The sequence below is a fragment of the Pseudomonas fluorescens genome, assembly GCF_902497895.1.
Lineage (GTDB): Bacteria > Pseudomonadota > Gammaproteobacteria > Pseudomonadales > Pseudomonadaceae > Aquipseudomonas > Aquipseudomonas fluorescens_BP.
The window spans coordinates 1-18,160 of record NZ_CABVHQ010000048.1; the positions used below are offsets into that span (position 1 = coordinate 1).

An 18,160-nucleotide genomic window follows, 5' to 3' on the forward strand; every position below is an offset into this window, starting at 1 on the left:
ATCTCGCACAAAGCCAAAGCTGTGCTTGTCTTCCCGAAAATCATCAAAGCGGGTCTTGTATTCGGCGGCAGCTATGGCGAAGGCGTATTAATGAAGGGCACGAAAGTAGCAGATTATTACAACTCCGTTAGCGGGTCATGGGGGCTACAGGCAGGCGCCCAGTCCTATGGCTATGTGGTTTTTCTGATGACCGAAAAAGCGGTGAAATATGTAGGTGAAACCAAGGGTTGGGAAATCGGCGTAGGGCCAACAGTTGTTGTGGTTGATGAAGGGATTGCGAAGAACCTGTCCAGCTCGACGCTGAAAGACGATGCGTACGCGTTCATCTTTGACCAGCAAGGATTGATGGCGGGGATCAGCATCGAAGGAACGAAGATTTCCCTGATCAAGCGCTAAATCGGCTATTTAGTTGGGCGTCGGGCGAGTGATGGCGACCTATGCCAACACAAGTATGGTTTTCCATTCAGGTTGGGCAGCCACTCAGTCCTGGCGCACAGACGCATCAGTACATGAAAAGTGCTCTCGGCCGGAGCACGTTCACAACACGCCACGACGAACTCTTTTTTGGCCGATTTCTGTCAGACGTAATAGACATGAATCGGCCAAAAACAGACTGTAGACAGGTTGCCGCTGATGTCGATATCTGCCGTGAGGCGCCGAGCCCGGCGCAACTGGCGTATATCGACAAGCTACCGTTTCCCGACAAAGACCCGGTGCAGGGCCTTCATGGCGCAGTAGGCCAGTATTGGGTTAGCCAGCTTTGAAAGACTGCAGTCAATCACGAGCCGCACGAACCTTCCCGCTGAAGACTTTAAAGCCGTAAGTGTTGTATATGAGAGTCACCGGTATCAGCACGGCGAACCCGACCAACATGAAAATCTGACTGGTCGGACTAGAGGCGGCAGCTTGCAAGGTCAGATGCGGCGGGATGATTAACGGATATAGCGCTGCGATCATCAATGCGAACGCCAGAACGAAGACTCCCAATGCAGCGAACAGTGGCAGATACTGCCGGCGGCTTCGAAATCCCAGGATGAAGCTGATTAGCAGTGCAGTGAGAAGGGCTGCGGCCGGCAGCCAGATAAGATGATCTGAAAGCCGATGCGCATATTGAGTGTCCAGTGTCGTTGTCCAGGCAACCAACACGGCCAATAGCATTAAGGTTACGATTGCCAGCACCCTGGCCTGACGACCTGATCGTCGCTGGAGTTCTTCTTCAGTACGCCAGTAAAGCCAGCAAGCGCCCAGCCATGTGTAACCCAACACAAGCACTGCGCCACAATACAGTGGAAACATACCCAGCCACTCCCAGCCGTCACCACTGTACTGCCCGCCATGATTGGGTATGCCTTGAACAAGCGTACCCAAGACCAGCCCCTGAGATCCACCGGCGAGTAGTGAACCGCCCAACAGCAAGCTGTCGACGCCACGCTTGATTCTGTCACTGGGCGCGTAGTCACGAAACTCCAGCGCTACCGCTCGAAGAATCAAAGCCAGAAACATCAGGATAAAAGGCAGATAAAGCGCCGGCAGCAGGATGGCGTAGGCCAGCGGAAATAACGCCAGCAGGCCGCCGCCACCTAGCACGAGCCACGTTTCATTAGCATCCCAAATAGGCAAGATGGACACAGCCATGGTACGTCGCTGCTTACTACAACGGGTAAGGCCCAGCAGCACGCCAACACCAAGATCAGTGCCGTCCAATAGCACATAGCTCAGCACCGAAAACCCCAAGGCTGCGGCAGAAAGTAGTGTTATCCAGTCATTGTCCAACATGGATCATGCCCTCAGGATTCACCTGTCTCGTCAGCCAAGGTTGGCTGCGGCCCGGGCTCGTCTTCGTGCGGTGGCTCACGCAGGAGTCGCAGAAGAACCCAGAGGCCAACGCCGAATATCAGCAGGTAAAACGACAGGATGAACCATGTTGACCCGATCACCTGCTGTCGAGACACCGACGACAGACTGTCAGCGGTGCGCAGCAGACCATAGACGGTGAAGGGTTGGCGGCCAACCTCGGTCACTACCCAGCCACTCAGCATCGCCAAAAATCCAGCCGGCGCCATCAGCACACTCCCTCGGAGCATCCAACGCGCTGCGAACAGCCGTTGTCGCCAGCGCAATACCAAACTGGCCAGGCCCTGCCCCACCATCAATAGGCCCAGACCGACCATGAAGCGAAAAGCGAAGAACACCACTGGCACCGGCGGGATGTCCTGAGGCGGGAATTCATCCAGTGCGGCGATGGTGCCACTCAGGTCGTGCCGAAGGTATAGCGACCCTATGCGCGGAATCGCCACTTCCCAATGGTTGCGTCGCTCAGTCATGTCTGGAAGGGCGAACAAGCGTAATGGTTCGCCCGCACCATCAGGCGGGCGAGTCCAGGAGCCTTCGATGGCGGCGACCTTCTGCGGCTGAACTTTGAGGCTGTGTTGACCATGAAGATCTCCGACCACGATTTGCACAGGCGTGAGCAAGACAATCGCCCACAGCGCCATGGAGTATGCAAGCCGTGCTCGCGGATTTTTAGGCGCACGTAACAGCTGCCAGGCGCTGACTCCGGCCACCAGCGTGGCGCTGCCGAGCAACGCAGCCAACGTCATATGCGCAAGCCGATAAGGAAACGATGGATTGAAAATGATCGCCCACCAATCCTCGGCAATGAAGCGTCCATCGGCGCCAATGGAGTAACCGGTGGGTGTATGCATCCAGGAATTGGCCGACAGGATCCAGAACGCGCTGATCAACGATCCGAGGGCTACGGCGCAGGTGGCGAAAAAATGCAGACGAGGGCCTACCTTCTTCAATCCGAATAACATGATGCCAAGGAAGCCTGCCTCCAGGAAAAATGCGGCAAGCACTTCGTAGAACATCAATGGGCCGAGGATGTCTCCCGCCTGAGTCGAAAGCCGCGACCAATTCAGCCCGAATTGGTACTCCAGTATTATCCCCGAGGCGGTGCCCACCGCCACGTTGAGGGCAAACACTTTTAGCCAGTAAAGGTAGACGTCCAGGTAGATCTTTAGCCCACGCCACAGCCAAAGAGCTTCGAGCACCATTAGAAAGTTGGCCAAACCGATGGTGAGTGCCGCCAGCACAATATGAAAGCTGATGGTGATCGCAAACTGGGCTCGCGCCGCCATCAGCGCCGAATCAACGGCGTCCATGCCGTCCACTCACCGTTGGCCAAGGTATGCAGGAATAAGCTGCTGGCAGCAGCAAGCAATGGTTACGCGGATAGCTAAAGGTTTTGGCGGGTATAGGCATGGCACGTGTCCAATGCAGTATTTGTCGGTTGACTCTCCTCGATGCCAATGATTCCGAAAGTCAAAGCTCGAACAAAATATTACTCCCTGGACAAGCGGAATTAAGAGGCAGCTATCGTCCAGACCCGGTCGCCAGCTGCCAGCAATCGAACAGCGTCAACGACTCAGAGAGATGCTGAACGACGGCGATCCGACCAACGGTGCTGCCGAACCCGCCAGTCACTGACCCGATAGCGAATGGCGGCTACCGGTCTGGTTGTATGAATGGGCTATGCGATCGTTGTCAGCGGATGTACCCCGAAGCGGTGAATGGCTGTTGAGCTACTTGCGCTCTCGCTCTTCATACCACTGCTTGAACGCTTCGGCACTTACCGGTCGGCAGACGTGAAAGCCCTGGGCGATGTCGCAGTGATATACGCCCAGCGCATCGAGCACGTCGGCTGTTTCTACGCCTTCGGCGATGACCGACATGCCAAGGTTGTGGCCAAGGTCGACGACGCTTCGAACGATCATCTCGTTGGCCTGATCGCTTTGCATGGCCAGTACAAAGGATTTGTCGATCTTGAGTTCGCTGATGGGCAAGTCCTTCAACTGAGCGAGGCTGGTATAGCCGGCGCCGAAATCATCGATGGCGATATGGATGCCCATCGTATGGAGCTGTATCAGGATGGTACGAGCAGCATGGGAATCGAGCATGATGGCCGACTCGGTCACTTCGAGCACGAGCATATTCGGGGTCAGTTTGTGGTGCTCAAGCAGGTCGACGATCTGAAACACCAGCTTGTCGTCCAACAGGTTGCGCGCAGAAATATTGACGGCAACCGGTATGCATATTCCGGCGTCGGCCCAGACCCGCACCTGAGCCAGAGCGAGATTGAGCACGTAATGAGTCAGGGAGCCGATTATCCCGGTGAGCTCGGCGAAGGGGATGAAATCGTCCGGACGCACCAGGCCGCGTACCGGGTGTTGCCAGCGCGCCAACGCCTCGACGCCGGTGACTTTTCCTGTGCTCAGGCTGACCTTGGGTTGGTATTCCAGGAACAACTCGCCGCGACTCAGACCTCGGCGCAGCTCACCGAGCATCGCAAGACGTTCCGGTGTGCGCCGATCCGACTTCGGATCGTAGGCGAGTATCCCCTTGCCCTGCTTCTTGGCTGCATACATGGCGATGTCGGCGCGCTGCATGAGCGTCGAAGGATCATCACCGTGCATGCCGGAAACCACCACACCAAAGCTGGCTTCGACATCAAGGTCGACTCCGTCGATTTCAAAAGAGGCAGTGATCGCGGTGTGCAGCCGTAGCGCTGCTTTCAAAGCCCCATCCAGGCCCTCTACTTCGGGCAACAGAATGGCAAACTCGTCGCCTCCCAACCGGGCGACCGTGTCGATTTCCCGTGCTTCACTGATCAGCCGCTTGCCGATCTGGTCGAGCAGGCGGTCCCCGTAGTGGTGCCCCAGGGTGTCGTTGACTTCCTTGAATCGATCAAGATCGATCAGCAACAGACCCGTGGTTGACCCATGGCGGCGTCCCAGGCGCAGTGCCTGCTCGAAACGGTCGGCCAGGAGAGTCCGGTTGGCCAGCCCGGTGAGTTTGTCATGCAGCGAAGCGTGCAAGGCGTCCTTGCGTTGACTGTCGAGCTCGATACGAGTGCCCCGCAGCACCTGGGCGAACAGGCCGGCGAGGAGCAGCCCGGCGATAAAAACGATTGGAGTGGAATTGGCGTTGAAGGACTCCCGTGTACGCAGCTTCTCCAGCGCCACGATCGACTGCTGGTGGTGATCGGCCGATGCTTGCAGGACGACTTTTTCAATCTTTTCGAACAGCGGGTCGCACTCTTCGTTGTCGATCCAGCGCACCTGGGCGTCATCTCCACGATCGACGGCGTCGAACATCTTGTTGATACTTCCCAGGTAGGGAGTCAGTGCCGTGCGAACATCCTCGACAAGAAGGTGTTCCGCAGGTGATCCGGAACGGTGAACACGATCGAGTGCAATGGTCAGTTGCGTTACAACATTCTTGAATTTACGACGTACTTCCGGGCTGGGATCCAGCCGATATTTATTCTCCAGAGACTCGGCAGCTGCCACGGCAATTGCTGCCGCTATGTAGTGGTCGGACAGAGCGCTCGAGGCGATCGCCTCCTTCCCCAAGCGTCCGGTGGTAACCGAAGACCACACCGCAAAGCCGCTGATTGCCAGCAGCACGGCGACCAGACCATAGCGCGCCCACCTGCTGGGTATTGTTTTGCTCCAGCGCATAAGACTGGGTACGGCAATCACTTGCGCAAAGGCTTCAGGATGCACCGGAATTGCTGGCGGTAAATTGCTCATGCGCTACCTCAGGAGAAGTGGCTGATTCCATTCTTATTGGCAATGTCCGCCAAAACTTGAGCATTGTCGAACACCAAATTAATTTTGAGTATTCAATAATGGCTGTGCAACGTTAATGCATCTAAAAACAGTTAAGTGATATTCAATTGGATGTAAAACAACCTGAGTCTGAACAGACTCTATCAACCCTCCCCCCGCATCGTCTCATGCGCAAGCCGTGGATTCTATTGGACCTAAGCCGTAGCCTCTGGCAGCTTCGAGCCCTGCAGGCGTCAGGCAACTTGATAAAGGTTGTTGTAGATTTGCCGCAGACGTCACCCCATTTGGATATAATGATGATTACACTTCTGCGCGCCTGAAGCTAAAACAAAATCCTCAATACCAGGCACAAAGTTATTTACGCTATCAAGCCACTGACAAGTTAATTCTTCATGTAGGCGTACCGCGTTTATGGGGTGGCGAAACCGAAGTGGCTGCTTTCGGTCCGAAGGCAGCCTTTCTCGACTGGCGGCTCAGGGCCGGGATCCGCCCTTCGTGACGGGGCAATAATCGGCCCTTTGCAGCCACTCGCTAACGCCGCGTTAACCGACAGCAGGTTGCGGATGATTTCGGCAACGTGGCGGGCGACGCCCGTGCCACCATCGAAGGAACGGTGATGAGGCGGACGTTTACGTCAGGCGAACACAAACGATGAATAAAGCCGGTCTTCGAACCTATGCAAACCCGAGGAACGACAGAATAAACAGGACGATCACAACTGCCCCGACGATGTAGACGATGTTGTTCATGAAATCCACCTCTCAAGCTGAACAGGATTGCGCCACGAGGGTGTTACAAATACAAGGTACTGCACCTTTGCTCGCAATTCCATTCGGCAACACGCATAGCTCCGTTCCTCATTTGCAATGATCGTGGCCGCGTTTTTGCCCACTCTGACCAGGAGTTGCCGGTGGTCGTTGCATTTCGCTTGCCGCCGGCGTTTGGCTAAGCTGTACAGATCGAGACGAACTGAAAACCTGAGTGATAGCGGCCATCAGCGGATCTGGATTGGCATCAAGACGGTAACCCACAAAGGAGACGACTATGTATGCGGTGATAAGAACCTACTCAGGTCCTGGCGCAAAACAGCTTTTCGATTTTTTGGAAAAGCAAAAGGCCGACGTCGAAGCTGCCCTGCGCAAAGTGTCTGGCCTCGCCAGCTACACCCTGCTGCCTCTCGGAGATGGCGGTATGTCGGTGACTGTTTGCACGGACAAGGCCGGCACCGATGAGAGCATGAAAATCGCGCGCGACTGGATTCAGAAAAACGCCTCGCATATCCACGCGAACCCGCCGGTCGTCACCGAAGGTCCGGTTATTGTGCAGATCAATTAGCGCGCCCTGGCGATCCCGCACGACACTATCGCTATCGCAGTCATAGCTTTTGCCGGTCCTTGGCACTCTGCAGACAGGAAGCCCTCTCCCTCGCAGGAGAGGGCAACCGCGAACCTTTTAGTCGCTTGCGGGCACAGCGAAGGAGTAAATGAAAACGGGCGCCCTGTCGGGCGCCCGTTTTATTTGCGGCAGCGTGCGGCGTGCTACCCGGCGTGAGCATGTGCAACGTCTAAAGCAGCGCAGCGATCCATCGGCCTTACGCCAATGCCCGCGCTGCGGCAGTGCGCTGGTGGTGCGTACATTCAAAAGTGGCAGCAAAACCGGCCAACGGTTTTGGGGATGCAGTACATTCCCCAAGTGCCGGACAATGCAGCCCATAGCGCCAAGTAGCTAAGCTTTATCAGGAGGCCGCTTCGCGAAATTCTGAAAAGTCAGGAGGCTAAAAGTGAGCAAACAACCTCAACCCCGTAGCCGCTCCAACCCTCAGCCCAGATCCCGCCCGGTAGTGCCTGACCTGCCCGGCAAAACGGGCAACAAGTCCGGGGGCTTGCGCGGCAACTACCCGACGAAGAAGTCGAAATGACCTGAGGAGTACGGCAGGCTTTGCGACTATCACCATTGACCGTCTCAAGTCGTTCACTCTGGCCTTCACGATCTCCACTGTTTTGTAGTCTGCATTGCTACGTAAATCTGCCAGCGTTTGGTTAATCAGCAGACCTGAAATTTGCATAGGAAGGCGATTTTCGTTCCGGCCGACCACATTAAGGATATCGTCGCCACCCAGCAGTCTTATGCGGGCGTGTCCAGCGCATTCTCCGATCATCCAAAGCCGAACCTGCCGGTTACCAGACCAGCCATCAAGCCCACCACCATGACCGGAATCAGCGGGACAAACAGCTCGGAGGTATCAACCTGCAAGGACGCTGCGGCACGGGCCAGTGGACCGCCCCACGGCAACAGATTGGTCACGCTCGCCGCAAGTATCACCACAGGTGAGTGATAACGGCGAGTCGCAGGCGCTTGAACAGCGGCAGCATCGCGGTGACGGTAATCATGTAGGTCATTGAACCGTCACCATCCAGGGATACTAGGCCTGCCAGCAGCGCGGCAAAAACCACGGCCTTCATCGGGTCGCCGTTGATCAGCTTGATGAATTTTCGAATGATCGGATCGAACAGACCGGTATCGAACATTTACGGCGTAAGGCGCGAGCACGCCAGTGGTGCGTTTTATGAACTGGCGCTGGCTGGGACTTAGCCTTGGATTCGGCGGCGGTCAGCAGAATCCACCCTAAACCCTTGTTGCTGCCGACAGAGCCATTTGTCACCGCAATGCGCGCCTTAGGGTTTGGCACCCCCAACGCCAGCCTTGGCATGACGTTGTTTTGCTCGGCGCGCATCACTCTTCGTTTTGGATAGGGACGGTTAGCTCTTGTCGATACTTTGTCTCTGGACAGTATCGTAATCGTAGGGTTTAGTTCCATAGAAAGAATGGATTTCTGTTGCCCAAGATTCGTCGGCCATATTAGGCCAACTGTCCTTGTCAAAGCCTGGTGCATTTTCCAAGCGGTCTTTCTCTATATTGAGTATGAATCGCTTATTGAGTGTATCGAGTGACAATGCATTCCAAGGTACCGCAAACAGTTTTTCTCCCATGCCAAGAAAGCCACCAAAGGATAGAACGGCATAACTCACTCTACCGCTGCGAACATCCAGCATGATTTCCTTGATATCTCCCAAGTCTTCTTCATTATGGTTATAAACATCATTTCCAATGAGCGTGTCTGCACCCATCAGGTCGGGCCCAGGCCCCTGTTCCTCGGAGCCGGGGTCTCGTAGGAGGTTGGTTTTGTACATGCCATAGGTATCGCGATCTTCATAGTTCATTGCTATCTCCTATCAACAATCAACAATCAATCAGAAAATGTATATGCAGCCTTTATGACTGTATTGATGAGAGTCACCCGCTTTTGAAAAGTTTGAATTTTTTTTCGCGCGACGACGAATGGTAGATTGAAAATAAAAATAATATTTAATCAGCTTTTAATTAGGGTGCTATCCATCCATAAAATTGATGTTTTGTGTTTTTTTATATATTGACATTCGCCTACATTGCTTATCGTAGATACCTGAATAAAGCGATTTCCTGTTGTGGCAACTATGTCTCCAGCTTGCATATGACCTCATAAATATGACGATGAAGTTTTGCCCAAAACTGTAACCGACCTCGGTCAGCGGAGCGAACTAATTGAGTGATAGTCCATATAGGGAACTCCAGTAAAGTCCGGAGCAGGACATCAAGGCGGCAGGCAAATATCCGCTTCTGGCCGATTGCGGTCTTTCGCGAAGGGCTGCAATCGACCCATCGTTGGCCGTTGGGGATAGGAAGATCAGCCACAAACCATCATATGGATTCGGGAAAGGGTGGTGGAGGTTGAGTCTTCCTCCTTCCTTTTGAAAATGAGTAGAGGATACAAAAATATTTAGTTAACATTATAATCAATACCGTTCGCTTCGCTCACATGATCGTTAGATCTAATAGTAAAATGATTGAAGCTTACTTCCCTCCTGACGCCAAGATTGCAACCGTCTTAGTCGTTTTTGTTGTTTTGCTGGTGATATTTCATCTCCTAATGGTTTGGCCCCGACATCTGACCAAGAAGTCATGGAAACGTGTTGATTATGTATGACTAGCGTTTGCAGCAGTCGGGCTTGCAGGTGCTTCTGCAAGTGTTTGGATACATACAGCAGAGCAGGAACTCAAGTTTTCTGAACAAAGAATCGCCAATCGCTATGATTCATTTAGAAATCTCTTGGAATCATATGCACAGGAAGATGGATATATCTGCCGCTTGTTCATAAGAGCGGAATTTTTACCTCCAGAGCCTGAGTTTTCAGATACTCAAGCAGAGTTTGATCGTGTCTGCGCCTGGATGAAGCAGACAGAAAAAACCTTTCCGAAAACCCCTTCCAAGGATAGTGTTGATTACATAGAGCCAGGAAAAATTAATCCTATGACCACGAGTGGATCTCTTATCGCTGTCTTTGATATGTTGGAAACAACAATACTCTTATTATACTGATGAAGTCGCAATTGATCGAAATCTCCAATACGAGGCGAAGCCAAGTCAGGCCGAAATGGTCTTGGTTTTTTTTGGTCCATGGATGCAACAACCGGCCAGAAGCAGACCATCTGAAGTGTCTACAAAATTTGGGGCGATCCATAAAGTCTTTACCGTATGAGGCCATTGAGTCGTCGCAGAACTCAGGATAAACGCGACAATCCTGAGCACGGATGCAATTGACTCGAAGTCATGGATGCAGAAAATCGCTAGACGTACCTCGCTCAGCGATCTGTTGGTCATTTCCGACTTCCTGAGTCCCCGGCAACAAGGCCGGCCTGATAGTGTGGCGCTTACGCGCCAACCACGATTTGCCGACGGTGCCGGAGGAACAATAGCCTTCCATCGAATAGTTCCAGGCAGCGCTGTCGTTGGAGTTGAGCGATTCTCTGCGGGTATGGCACTCTGCAATCACTTTGGCCTCGGGCCACTACACGACTTTTCGAGCAGGGAATACCGGTACTAACGCCAGGAGAGGGGCGTGAGCGCCGGGGTATCTGCCGACTCCACTAGGGACAGTCCTTCTTATGCGCCTGCTTGCACACTCACGCGTTACTTATACTGGCCGCTTGATGGGTCTATATTCTGCGTACTTTTTGCTATCGGGTTGTGTGAGCTACTCGTTGGCGACCTTGCCGACCACTATTCCCGACGGGGATGGTTTTCACCGTTACCAAACCAGTGGCGACGTCTTTGAGTACACCGGCCAATTTAAAAACAGCGCACCTAACGGCCAGGGTTCGGCGCGCTCCTATAACGCTCAGGGGCAGCTAACGTCTACGTGCAAAGGCGAGTTTGCTACGTCAAATGCCCAGTTGAGCAGCGAGGGTGAATTGTTCCGCCCCAATGGCACGGTGATTTTCAAGGGGCAACTGAGCGGCAATCTAGTCCTTGGTATAGGTTGCCAGGCTGGCCCTAAAGGCCTCTACATTTCACCCACCGGCTGGACCCTGAATAGCAACGAGTTCTTCATAGTCGGTGCCGCCTCGGGCGTGTGGGTCCGGCCTGGGCCCTGCACGGTCGGTGATCCCCAAGGCAATACCTGGACCGGCAACTGCAACCTACCCAGTCAGTCCAAACATGCCGCTATCCAATACAACAACTACCCCCAAGCGCCGAGCTACTCGTTACCCGAGTTGGAGTTTTCCAGCAATTTCCTGAGGTTCACCTCCGGCGGCATCGAGCAATTCAAAATGGCCACCGGTCCTGGCGTTATGCGCTTTGCCAACGGCGAGCAAGTTGAAGGCAATTTTGATCTCGGCCACTTGGAAGACGGCTTGGTAAAAGTTACCGCAGCGGACGGCAAGGTATTCCAGGCAATCGCCAGCAACGGCAAACTCGGGCCGCGCCAATTGGCACCGGAACAACTCGCCAGCATCGGTCAAATCTGCGGCTTTCCTGGCTGGCGAATTGTCAGCGGACGCTGCGAACACAACACTTGGTCCGGTGATGTTGACGCCTACGACGCCACGGGCATGGAACGCATCAGCGGCTCGTTCAAAATGGGTATGCCTAGCGGCACCATCACTTGGTCGCGGCTGGACTCAGGCCTGCAAGTACGCGGCAAGATGGTCGCCAATAACGGCGGCCTAGGTTTTACCCAAGGCGAGGTAAGCGTTGCTGGCGTTCAAGCCTACGAAGGCGAAATGAGTGGCTTCGCGCCCAATGGCAACGGCATTTGTACCGTCAGCGGAAGCCCTGAGCGCTGCGAATTCGCTCAGGGCGAACGAGTAGATGTCCTGTACAAAACCCGCCTGGAAAACGACCGCCTACGTGGCGAAATCGCCGCCAACCAGCAAGCCCAACGACGTACCCAACAACAAGCTGCCGCACGCCAACAAGCAGCCGCCGAAGCCGAAGACGACAGCGGCGACATGTTTGGCAAGGTCCTGGCCATCGGCATTGGCGCAGGCGCAGTGAGTTCGGTGTCCGGCGTTTCCAGCACCATCCGCAACCAGATGATCACCGGCATGGCCGCCGACATCCTCACCGACGGCAAAGCCGGCGCAATAGCCACCGCCCAGCGCAACCTCGGCGTACAGAGCAGCGCCGGCAGTATGCAGCCCGTATTGTCCACCCTCAGTGGCGCTACCATGAGCAACAATGGCACTCTCAAAGGCAGCTCTGCAGTCGGTAGCAACGCTGGGGGCGACGCTTCCACTGCCACCCTACAAAACATCGCCGGCATGGGCAGCACTGCCGGCCACGCTGAACGCAGCCAAAAGCTCGACGACATTGTTGCCAAAGTCGCCGCCGACAGCGGCATGAAAACCCGAAACGTCACCTACCGTTGCGCCCCCGGCGACCCCGAGCAAAGCGTCACCGTACCGTACAAAACCGAAGCCTGCGCCGCCGCGAAAGAGAACTGGTTTTCCGTCTACGCCTGCAACGACGTCGAGCACATGAGCGCCGCCAATCAGCAGTGCATTCAGGGCTGCGGCAACGCTAATTGCGACGAACAATAAGCGAATTTGAATTGCTCATAATTTCGGAGTCAGCATTTTAGGCAGAATCAGGAACGGCCTGTTTCGAACGGCCGCTCCTGGCCGATTGCTGCCTGTCACGACTGACCGGTTTGGGTCGATTGCAGCCCCTTGCCAGAGGCAGCAATCGGCCCAATTGCTGACATTCGCGAAGGTCTGTGGGCAGGAACAGCGCGGCGATCTAAAGCGGCGTGTAGCCCAGTCGTCGGAGGTGCAGCACAAACTTGCGCAGTGCACCGTCGCCAAGGGGGACCTGGTAACTGCCAGTTACCAGCAGGCAGGAGGACCGCCCTCCCCCTCACGAGAGAGAGCAGATGCCAACCTTATGTGTGATGAATTTCCCGATCCTTGGTTTCCGGCAGGAAGAACGTGCCAAGAATAGCGGTGATCACGGCGATGACGATGGGGTACCACAGCCCGTAGTAGATATCCCCCGTGGCCGCGACCATGGCGAACGCCACCGTGGGCAGAAAGCCGCCGAACCAGCCATTGCCGATGTGGTATGGCAGCGACATCGAGGTGTAGCGGATGCGCGCCGGGAAGAGTTCCACCAGCCAGGCGGCGATCGGGCCGTAGACCATGGTCACGTAGATCACCAGGATGGTCAGCAGCAGTAGCACCATCGGGTAGTTGGTCTTGGCCGGGTCGGCCTTCTCCGGGTAGCCGGCGTCCTTGAGGGCGGTACCGAGGGTGGCGGTGAAGGCGTCGTTGCGGGTCTTGAAGTCGGCGGCCGGCATGCCGCTGCCCTCGAAGCTCGGGATCACCTTGTCGCCGATGTGGACCTGCGCGACGGCGCCAGGCTCGGCCTTCTCGTTGGCGTAGGGGATGGCCTTCTTCGCCAGCAGACTCTTGGCGAGGTCGCAGGAGCTGTTGAATTTGGCCTTGCCCACCGGGTCGAACTGGAACGAGCACTGGTCAGGATCGGCGACCACAGTCACCGGATTTTTCTCCTGCGCGGCGAACACGTCGGGGTTACCGTATTGGGTCAACGCATGGAAGATCGGGAAGTAGGTCAGCGCCGCGAGGATGCAGCCGGCCATGATGATCCCCTTGCGGCCGATGCGGTCGGACAGGCTGCCGAATATGACGAAGAACGGCGTGCCGATCAGCAGCGAGCCGGCAATCAACAGGTTGGCGGTCTGCGGTTCGATCTTCAGCGTCTGCAGCAGGAAGAACAGCGCATAGAACTGCCCGGTGTACCAGACCACGGCCTGGCCGGCGGTGCCGCCGAGCAGGGCCATGATCACTATCTTGAGGTTGTCCCAGCGGGCGAAGGATTCGGTCAGCGGCGCCTTGGAGGACTTGCCTTCGGCCTTCATTTTCAGGAACACCGGCGACTCGCTGAGCTGCAGGCGGATGTAGACCGAGACGATCAGCAGGAGGATCGAGAGCAGGAACGGAATCCGCCAGCCCCAGTCCTCGAAGGCTTCGGTGCCGAGGATGGTGCGGCAGGCGAGGATCACCAGCAGCGAGAGGAATAGACCAAGGGTCGCGGTAGTCTGGATCCACGAGGTGAAGTAGCCGCGCTTGCCTTTCGGCGCATGTTCCGCCACGTAGGTCGCCGCGCCGCCGTACTCACCGCCCAGAGCCAGGCCTTGCAACAGGCGCAGGCTGATCAGGATGATCGGCGCCGCCACGCCGATGGTCGCGTAGCCGGGCAGAAAGCCCACTACGGCGGTGGAGATACCCATGATCACAATGGTGATGAGGAAGGTGTGCTTGCGCCCGATCATGTCGCCCAGTCGGCCGAACACGATAGCGCCGAAGGGGCGTACGGCGAAGCCCGCGGCGAACGCGAGCAGCGCGAAGATGAAGGAAGTGGTCTCATTGACCCCGGCGAAGAAGTGCTTGGCGATGATCGCGGCGAGGGAGCCGTAAAGGTAAAAGTCGTACCACTCGAACACGGTGCCCAGGGACGAAGCGAAAATGACCTTGCGCTCCTCCTTGGTGATCCCGTGGTGGGGCGCGCTGCCCGTGGATGTATTGTCGATTGCGGCCATGAGTCTTCTCCGTCTTGCTCTTGTTGTAGGCCGGAGTACCTCACTACCATTACCGCACCCAGGCCCCTGGGGCTGATGTCATCGGATTACGGATTGCGCGCAGCATGGAAACAGGTTGACGGCCTCGCATTGGTGCATGGTTCCTTGAAGCATAATCACCTTCGCGCAGATATCCACTCGCCATCCTGCTCAAATCAATGAGCGGGATTTTGGCGAAGCGTCACCACACTTCCCTTCACCGCACTTACCTTCACCACATTTGCCTTCGGCCTCAGCGACCTTGGCGCTGGCGCCAGTGGCACTTATCAGTGACCCAGCGTTGACCCGACCACTCGTCGCCGAGAGCGGACTCTACCTCTTGACATCGATTGGTTCCTGGGCGAGTATTATTTACATCGGATACGATACAAGCGCATACGGCGTATAAATCTCACCTACTCCAACGTTGAGGATTCATCCCATGAGCAAGATCGAAAAAGTCCTGGCCTCCGGCAAAACCCACACCACGTTCAGCAACATTTCGCGCGGCCATCACGGCGGCCTCGACATCCAGCTTTCGTCGCCCGCAAGCGCGAAGCCAGCGCATGTGTTCGAAGCCACCCAGCCGCATCCACACGCCGAACAGCTGTTCGCCGGCGCATGGTCGGCCTGCTACATCGCCGCCGTCGGGCTCGTGGCCAATGACATGAACGTGGTGCTGCCGTCTGATCTGTCCGTCGATATCGAAGTCGATCTGGGCCAGACCGGCGAGGCCTACTTCCTCCAGGCACGGCTGACTCTCCGCGCTCCGGGCCTGGCGCACGAGGTCGCGACGGAGCTGGCCCACGCCGCAGACCAAATCTGCCCGTACTCGAAGGCGACACGAGGCAACATTGACGTGGCCCTGAACGTCCTCACGGCTTGACGCACGGCGCGGCTTTAACATCGATTGGTATTTTCGTCACATTATATATCGCATGCGATTAGATCGCATGATAACTACAATTTCATTGAAACGTTTAGGTAATCACTCATGAGCAAGATCGAAAAAGTACTGACCACTGGCAAAACCCATACCACCGCCAGCAGCGCTGGCCACACATCGCGCGGGCATAACGGCAGCCTCGACATCGAGCTTTCGTCACCCGGAAACGCGAAGCCCGCGCACGTGCTCGCCGCCACCCAGCCGCACCCGACCGCCGAGCAGCTGTTCGCCGGCGCATGGTCGGCCTGCTACACCGCCGCCGTCGGGCTCGTGGCCAATGACATGAACGTGGTGCTGCCGTCTGATCTGTCCGTCGATATCGAAGTCGATCTGGGTCAGACCGGTCCGGACTACTTCCTCCAGGCTCGGTTGACTCTCCGCGTGCCGGGCCTGGCGCACGACGTCGCGACGACGCTGGCGCACACCGCAGACCAAATCTGCCCGTACTCGAAGGCGACTCGAGGCAACATTGACGTGGCCCTTAACGTCCTCACCTCATGATGCACCCTGCGGTCGGTTCGACTTGCCCTGCTCGTCGAACCGGCCGCCGGCCTCTGCCGCATCCGCGGCTTGGAGCCCTGCCGATACAATCGCATACGAGGTATATTCACGCCTGTCAGACATCAGTCTTTGGCGAACGAGGCTAAAAATGAAATCCACCAACAAAGCGGCCCCCGCGGACCTGAAGCTCTCGGACTTCCTGTGTTTTGCGGTCTATTCAACCAACCTGGCCTTTGGCAAGGCCTACAAACCAATCCTCGAGCGGCTTGGGCTGACCTATACGCAATACATCACCATCGTTGCGCTATGGGAGGAAGATAATCAGACCGTCGGCAGCCTGGGCGAAAAGCTGTTTCTCGAATCGAACACGCTCACGCCTATCCTGAAGAAGCTGGAGGTGATGGGCTATCTGCAAAGGCAGCGCGATCCCGAGGACGAGCGCCAGGTACGGATCAACCTGACAAAGAACGGTCGAGAGCTGCGCGAAGGCCGTCCGGAAATGGGCCTTTCCAATGCGACTGGCTTGACCCAGGACGAGTTCACGCAAATGCAGAAGGCGATCGTCACGCTGCGCAACAATCTCATCAAGTCGATGAACACTGAGGAGTGAGCGATATGACCACGCAAACTGAAACTGCCATTCTGGCCGGCGGCTGCTTCTGGGGCATGCAGGATTTGCTCAGGAAAAAACCGGGCGTGCTGTCCACGCGGGTGGGCTACACCGGCGGTGATGTACCCAACGCTACCTATCGCAACCATGGCACACACGCCGAAGCGATCGAAATCGTGTTCGATCCGAATGTCCTCAGCTATCGCCAGATCCTTGAGTTTTTCTTTCAGATTCACGACCCGTCGACGTCCAATCGCCAGGGTAATGACATGGGCACCAGCTACCGCTCGGCGCTCTTTTATCTCGACGAAAAGCAGCAGGAAGTGGCCGAGGACACGGTGGCCGACGTGGATGCATCCGGTCTCTGGCCCGACAAGGTTGTCACTGAAATTGTGCCCGCAGGTCCCTTCTGGGAGGCAGAGCCGGAGCATCAGGACTATCTCGAAAGATTGCCCAACGGTTACACCTGCCATTTCATTCGGCCAAACTGGAAACTGCCCAAACGAGGGTGAGGTCCAACTGCATCCTTGTAGGAGCAGCCGGGCGGCGTTCCGTTTGCTCGCGATGGACATTAACGATAACGCGTGTTGTCTGAATAAACGCACCGCCCTGTAGGAGCGAGCTTGCTCGCGATGGACGTTAACGATAACGCGTGTTGTCTGAATAAACGCGCAGCCCTTGAGTCCATCGCGAGCAAGCTCGCTCCTACGGAAGCTGCTAATTACCCATGAAATTGCGCTCTAACGGCGCGCTAACTCATGCTTGATGCAGCCCTCATAGTACGCTTGCCTGACGCTGGCAGGCTGCATGCGGGAACCGCTGTCATAGGTTTGCTCGGTGATGCCCATCGCCATCATGCGCATCCAGGGCTGAGTGAACTTGCGTGCCTGGAGCTTTCGTCGCGCTCCGTAAAGGCTCACTCCGGAAAGCTTGGTTGCCTGGGCAGTTCCAGCGATGCCGGAACCCCAACTGCACATAAAGCGATCGTTTTTACTCAACTCCTTTGCCTGTGCCGAAATCGCGGCGCCAGCCAAGACGCATGTTGCCAGGGCAAATACAAAAACTCGCATGCCGCCACGCCTAACTTGCTGAAAGAAAAGCAATTCTGACAATAAACTGTAAGCATAGGGGCCAGCAATGTGCCCAATTCCTGTCAGTTAAGCGGCATTTTTTCGAGGAGCGCCTCAGATTGTTCGCCAGGCTCAAGAACCACCCCTCACCCTAACCCTCTCCCCACGGGGGAGAGGGAACTGATCTTGATGTCTATCGAGCTGCTGCGACCTGTGAAACCGAGTCGAGTATGGATTCAACGAATAACGTTCAGGTCGCAGCACATCCTCAGAAGCCCACATTCTGCTCCCTCTCCCCCGTGGGGAGAGGGTTGGGGTGAGGGGTGGATTTCGGATCAGAACGCAGCATCCGGATGCTGACTTCCCTTAACTGACAGGCATTGAGCAATGTGCCTGCTTTTATGGCTGCTTTTCTGGCACCTGAATCAAGAACGGCCGAGAAA

At 56.0% G+C, this 18,160-nt stretch carries 16 protein-coding genes and 3 pseudogenes; 11 read left to right on the top strand and 8 right to left on the bottom strand.

Annotated features, from left to right (window positions below; translation table 11 throughout):
* Positions 1-396: YSC84-related protein (locus tag F8N21_RS21385; protein WP_150644003.1), on the top strand; the 396-nt coding region annotated here is incomplete at its 5' end.
* Between the two features lie 242 nt (positions 397-638).
* Positions 639-764, top strand: a pseudogene (locus F8N21_RS31045) (cupin); the annotation flags it as partial.
* A gap of 10 nt (positions 765-774) precedes the next feature.
* Here the strand turns inward: F8N21_RS31045 and cydB are convergent.
* The 3 genes from cydB to F8N21_RS21405 all read right to left on the bottom strand — a co-directional run bounded on the left by cydB (position 775) and on the right by F8N21_RS21405 (position 5,594).
* The gene (gene cydB, locus F8N21_RS21395; RefSeq protein WP_150644004.1) at positions 775-1,776 is read right to left on the bottom strand and encodes a cytochrome d ubiquinol oxidase subunit II; all 1,002 of its coding nucleotides are present in this window, start codon (positions 1,774-1,776) and stop codon (positions 775-777) included.
* 11 nt (positions 1,777-1,787) lie between these two features.
* Positions 1,788-3,164 carry a cytochrome ubiquinol oxidase subunit I gene (locus F8N21_RS21400; RefSeq protein ID WP_150644005.1) on the bottom strand — a complete coding sequence of 459 codons (1,377 nt, stop codon included), beginning with the start codon at positions 3,162-3,164 and terminating at the stop codon, positions 1,788-1,790.
* A gap of 420 nt (positions 3,165-3,584) precedes the next feature.
* A complete protein-coding gene (locus tag F8N21_RS21405) occupies positions 3,585-5,594 on the bottom strand; it encodes a putative bifunctional diguanylate cyclase/phosphodiesterase (RefSeq protein WP_150644006.1) in 2,010 nt (669 codons plus the stop codon).
* 1,083 nt (positions 5,595-6,677) lie between these two features.
* Here F8N21_RS21405 and F8N21_RS21410 point away from each other — a divergent pair.
* From F8N21_RS21410 to F8N21_RS30530, 3 genes and pseudogenes are all read left to right on the top strand, one after another.
* Positions 6,678-6,968, top strand: coding sequence for a hypothetical protein (locus tag F8N21_RS21410; RefSeq protein WP_150644007.1), 291 nt, complete (start codon positions 6,678-6,680; stop codon positions 6,966-6,968).
* A 202-nt stretch (positions 6,969-7,170) separates the two neighbouring features.
* Positions 7,171-7,362, top strand: a pseudogene (locus F8N21_RS21415) (topoisomerase DNA-binding C4 zinc finger domain-containing protein); the annotation flags it as partial.
* A 51-nt stretch (positions 7,363-7,413) separates the two neighbouring features.
* A complete protein-coding gene (locus F8N21_RS30530) occupies positions 7,414-7,551 on the top strand; it encodes a hypothetical protein (protein WP_191624371.1) in 138 nt (45 codons plus the stop codon).
* Positions 7,552-7,787: 236 nt separating this feature from the next.
* Here F8N21_RS30530 and F8N21_RS31050 read toward each other — a convergent pair whose 3' ends face one another.
* From F8N21_RS31050 to F8N21_RS21425, 3 genes and pseudogenes are all read right to left on the bottom strand, one after another.
* The gene (locus F8N21_RS31050) at positions 7,788-7,937 is read right to left on the bottom strand and encodes a hypothetical protein (protein ID WP_224788263.1); all 150 of its coding nucleotides are present in this window, start codon (positions 7,935-7,937) and stop codon (positions 7,788-7,790) included.
* 46 nt (positions 7,938-7,983) lie between these two features.
* A pseudogene (locus F8N21_RS31055) lies at positions 7,984-8,161 on the bottom strand (SLC13 family permease); the annotation flags it as partial.
* A gap of 231 nt (positions 8,162-8,392) precedes the next feature.
* Positions 8,393-8,854, bottom strand: a complete 462-nt coding sequence (locus F8N21_RS21425; RefSeq protein ID WP_150644009.1) for a PRC-barrel domain-containing protein — start codon at positions 8,852-8,854, stop codon at positions 8,393-8,395.
* Positions 8,855-9,780: 926 nt separating this feature from the next.
* On the opposite strand from F8N21_RS21425, the gene F8N21_RS21430 reads away from it, so the two are divergent.
* Positions 9,781-10,050, top strand: a complete 270-nt coding sequence (locus F8N21_RS21430; RefSeq protein ID WP_150644010.1) for a hypothetical protein — start codon at positions 9,781-9,783, stop codon at positions 10,048-10,050.
* Positions 10,051-10,700: 650 nt separating this feature from the next.
* Positions 10,701-12,554, top strand: coding sequence for a hypothetical protein (locus tag F8N21_RS21435; protein ID WP_150644011.1), 1,854 nt, complete (start codon positions 10,701-10,703; stop codon positions 12,552-12,554).
* A 341-nt stretch (positions 12,555-12,895) separates the two neighbouring features.
* Here the strand turns inward: F8N21_RS21435 and F8N21_RS21440 are convergent, their stop codons facing one another.
* Entirely contained in the window at positions 12,896-14,572 is a 1,677-nt protein-coding gene (locus F8N21_RS21440; RefSeq protein ID WP_150644012.1) for an MFS transporter, read from the bottom strand.
* Positions 14,573-15,032: 460 nt separating this feature from the next.
* On the opposite strand from F8N21_RS21440, the gene F8N21_RS21450 reads away from it, so the two are divergent.
* From F8N21_RS21450 to msrA, 4 genes are all read left to right on the top strand, one after another.
* The gene (locus F8N21_RS21450; RefSeq protein WP_150644013.1) at positions 15,033-15,476 is read left to right on the top strand and encodes an Ohr family peroxiredoxin; all 444 of its coding nucleotides are present in this window, start codon (positions 15,033-15,035) and stop codon (positions 15,474-15,476) included.
* 108 nt (positions 15,477-15,584) lie between these two features.
* Complete coding sequence (locus F8N21_RS21455) at positions 15,585-16,037, top strand: Ohr family peroxiredoxin (RefSeq protein WP_150644014.1); 453 nt, start codon at positions 15,585-15,587, stop codon at positions 16,035-16,037.
* Positions 16,038-16,185: 148 nt separating this feature from the next.
* Positions 16,186-16,647, top strand: coding sequence for a MarR family winged helix-turn-helix transcriptional regulator (locus F8N21_RS21460; RefSeq protein WP_150644015.1), 462 nt, complete (start codon positions 16,186-16,188; stop codon positions 16,645-16,647).
* Between the two features lie 5 nt (positions 16,648-16,652).
* Positions 16,653-17,159, top strand: coding sequence for a peptide-methionine (S)-S-oxide reductase MsrA (msrA, locus tag F8N21_RS21465; protein ID WP_150644034.1), 507 nt, complete (start codon positions 16,653-16,655; stop codon positions 17,157-17,159).
* Positions 17,160-17,387: 228 nt separating this feature from the next.
* Here msrA and F8N21_RS21470 read toward each other — a convergent pair whose 3' ends face one another.
* Positions 17,388-17,717, bottom strand: coding sequence for a hypothetical protein (locus F8N21_RS21470; RefSeq protein ID WP_150644016.1), 330 nt, complete (start codon positions 17,715-17,717; stop codon positions 17,388-17,390).
* Between the last annotated feature and the right edge of the window lie 443 nt (positions 17,718-18,160).

Coding starts and splice junctions, on each gene's coding strand:
- cydB (WP_150644004.1), bottom strand. CDS start 1,776: ATGTTGGACAATGACTGGATAACACTACTTTCTGCCGCAGCCTTGGGG.
- F8N21_RS21400 (WP_150644005.1), bottom strand. CDS start 3,164: ATGGACGCCGTTGATTCGGCGCTGATGGCGGCGCGAGCCCAGTTTGCG.
- F8N21_RS21405 (WP_150644006.1), bottom strand. CDS start 5,594: ATGAGCAATTTACCGCCAGCAATTCCGGTGCATCCTGAAGCCTTTGCG.
- F8N21_RS21410 (WP_150644007.1), top strand. CDS start 6,678: ATGTATGCGGTGATAAGAACCTACTCAGGTCCTGGCGCAAAACAGCTT.
- F8N21_RS21425 (WP_150644009.1), bottom strand. CDS start 8,854: ATGAACTATGAAGATCGCGATACCTATGGCATGTACAAAACCAACCTC.
- F8N21_RS21440 (WP_150644012.1), bottom strand. CDS start 14,572: ATGGCCGCAATCGACAATACATCCACGGGCAGCGCGCCCCACCACGGG.
- F8N21_RS21450 (WP_150644013.1), top strand. CDS start 15,033: ATGAGCAAGATCGAAAAAGTCCTGGCCTCCGGCAAAACCCACACCACG.
- F8N21_RS21455 (WP_150644014.1), top strand. CDS start 15,585: ATGAGCAAGATCGAAAAAGTACTGACCACTGGCAAAACCCATACCACC.
- F8N21_RS21460 (WP_150644015.1), top strand. CDS start 16,186: ATGAAATCCACCAACAAAGCGGCCCCCGCGGACCTGAAGCTCTCGGAC.
- msrA (WP_150644034.1), top strand. CDS start 16,653: ATGACCACGCAAACTGAAACTGCCATTCTGGCCGGCGGCTGCTTCTGG.
- F8N21_RS21470 (WP_150644016.1), bottom strand. CDS start 17,717: ATGCGAGTTTTTGTATTTGCCCTGGCAACATGCGTCTTGGCTGGCGCC.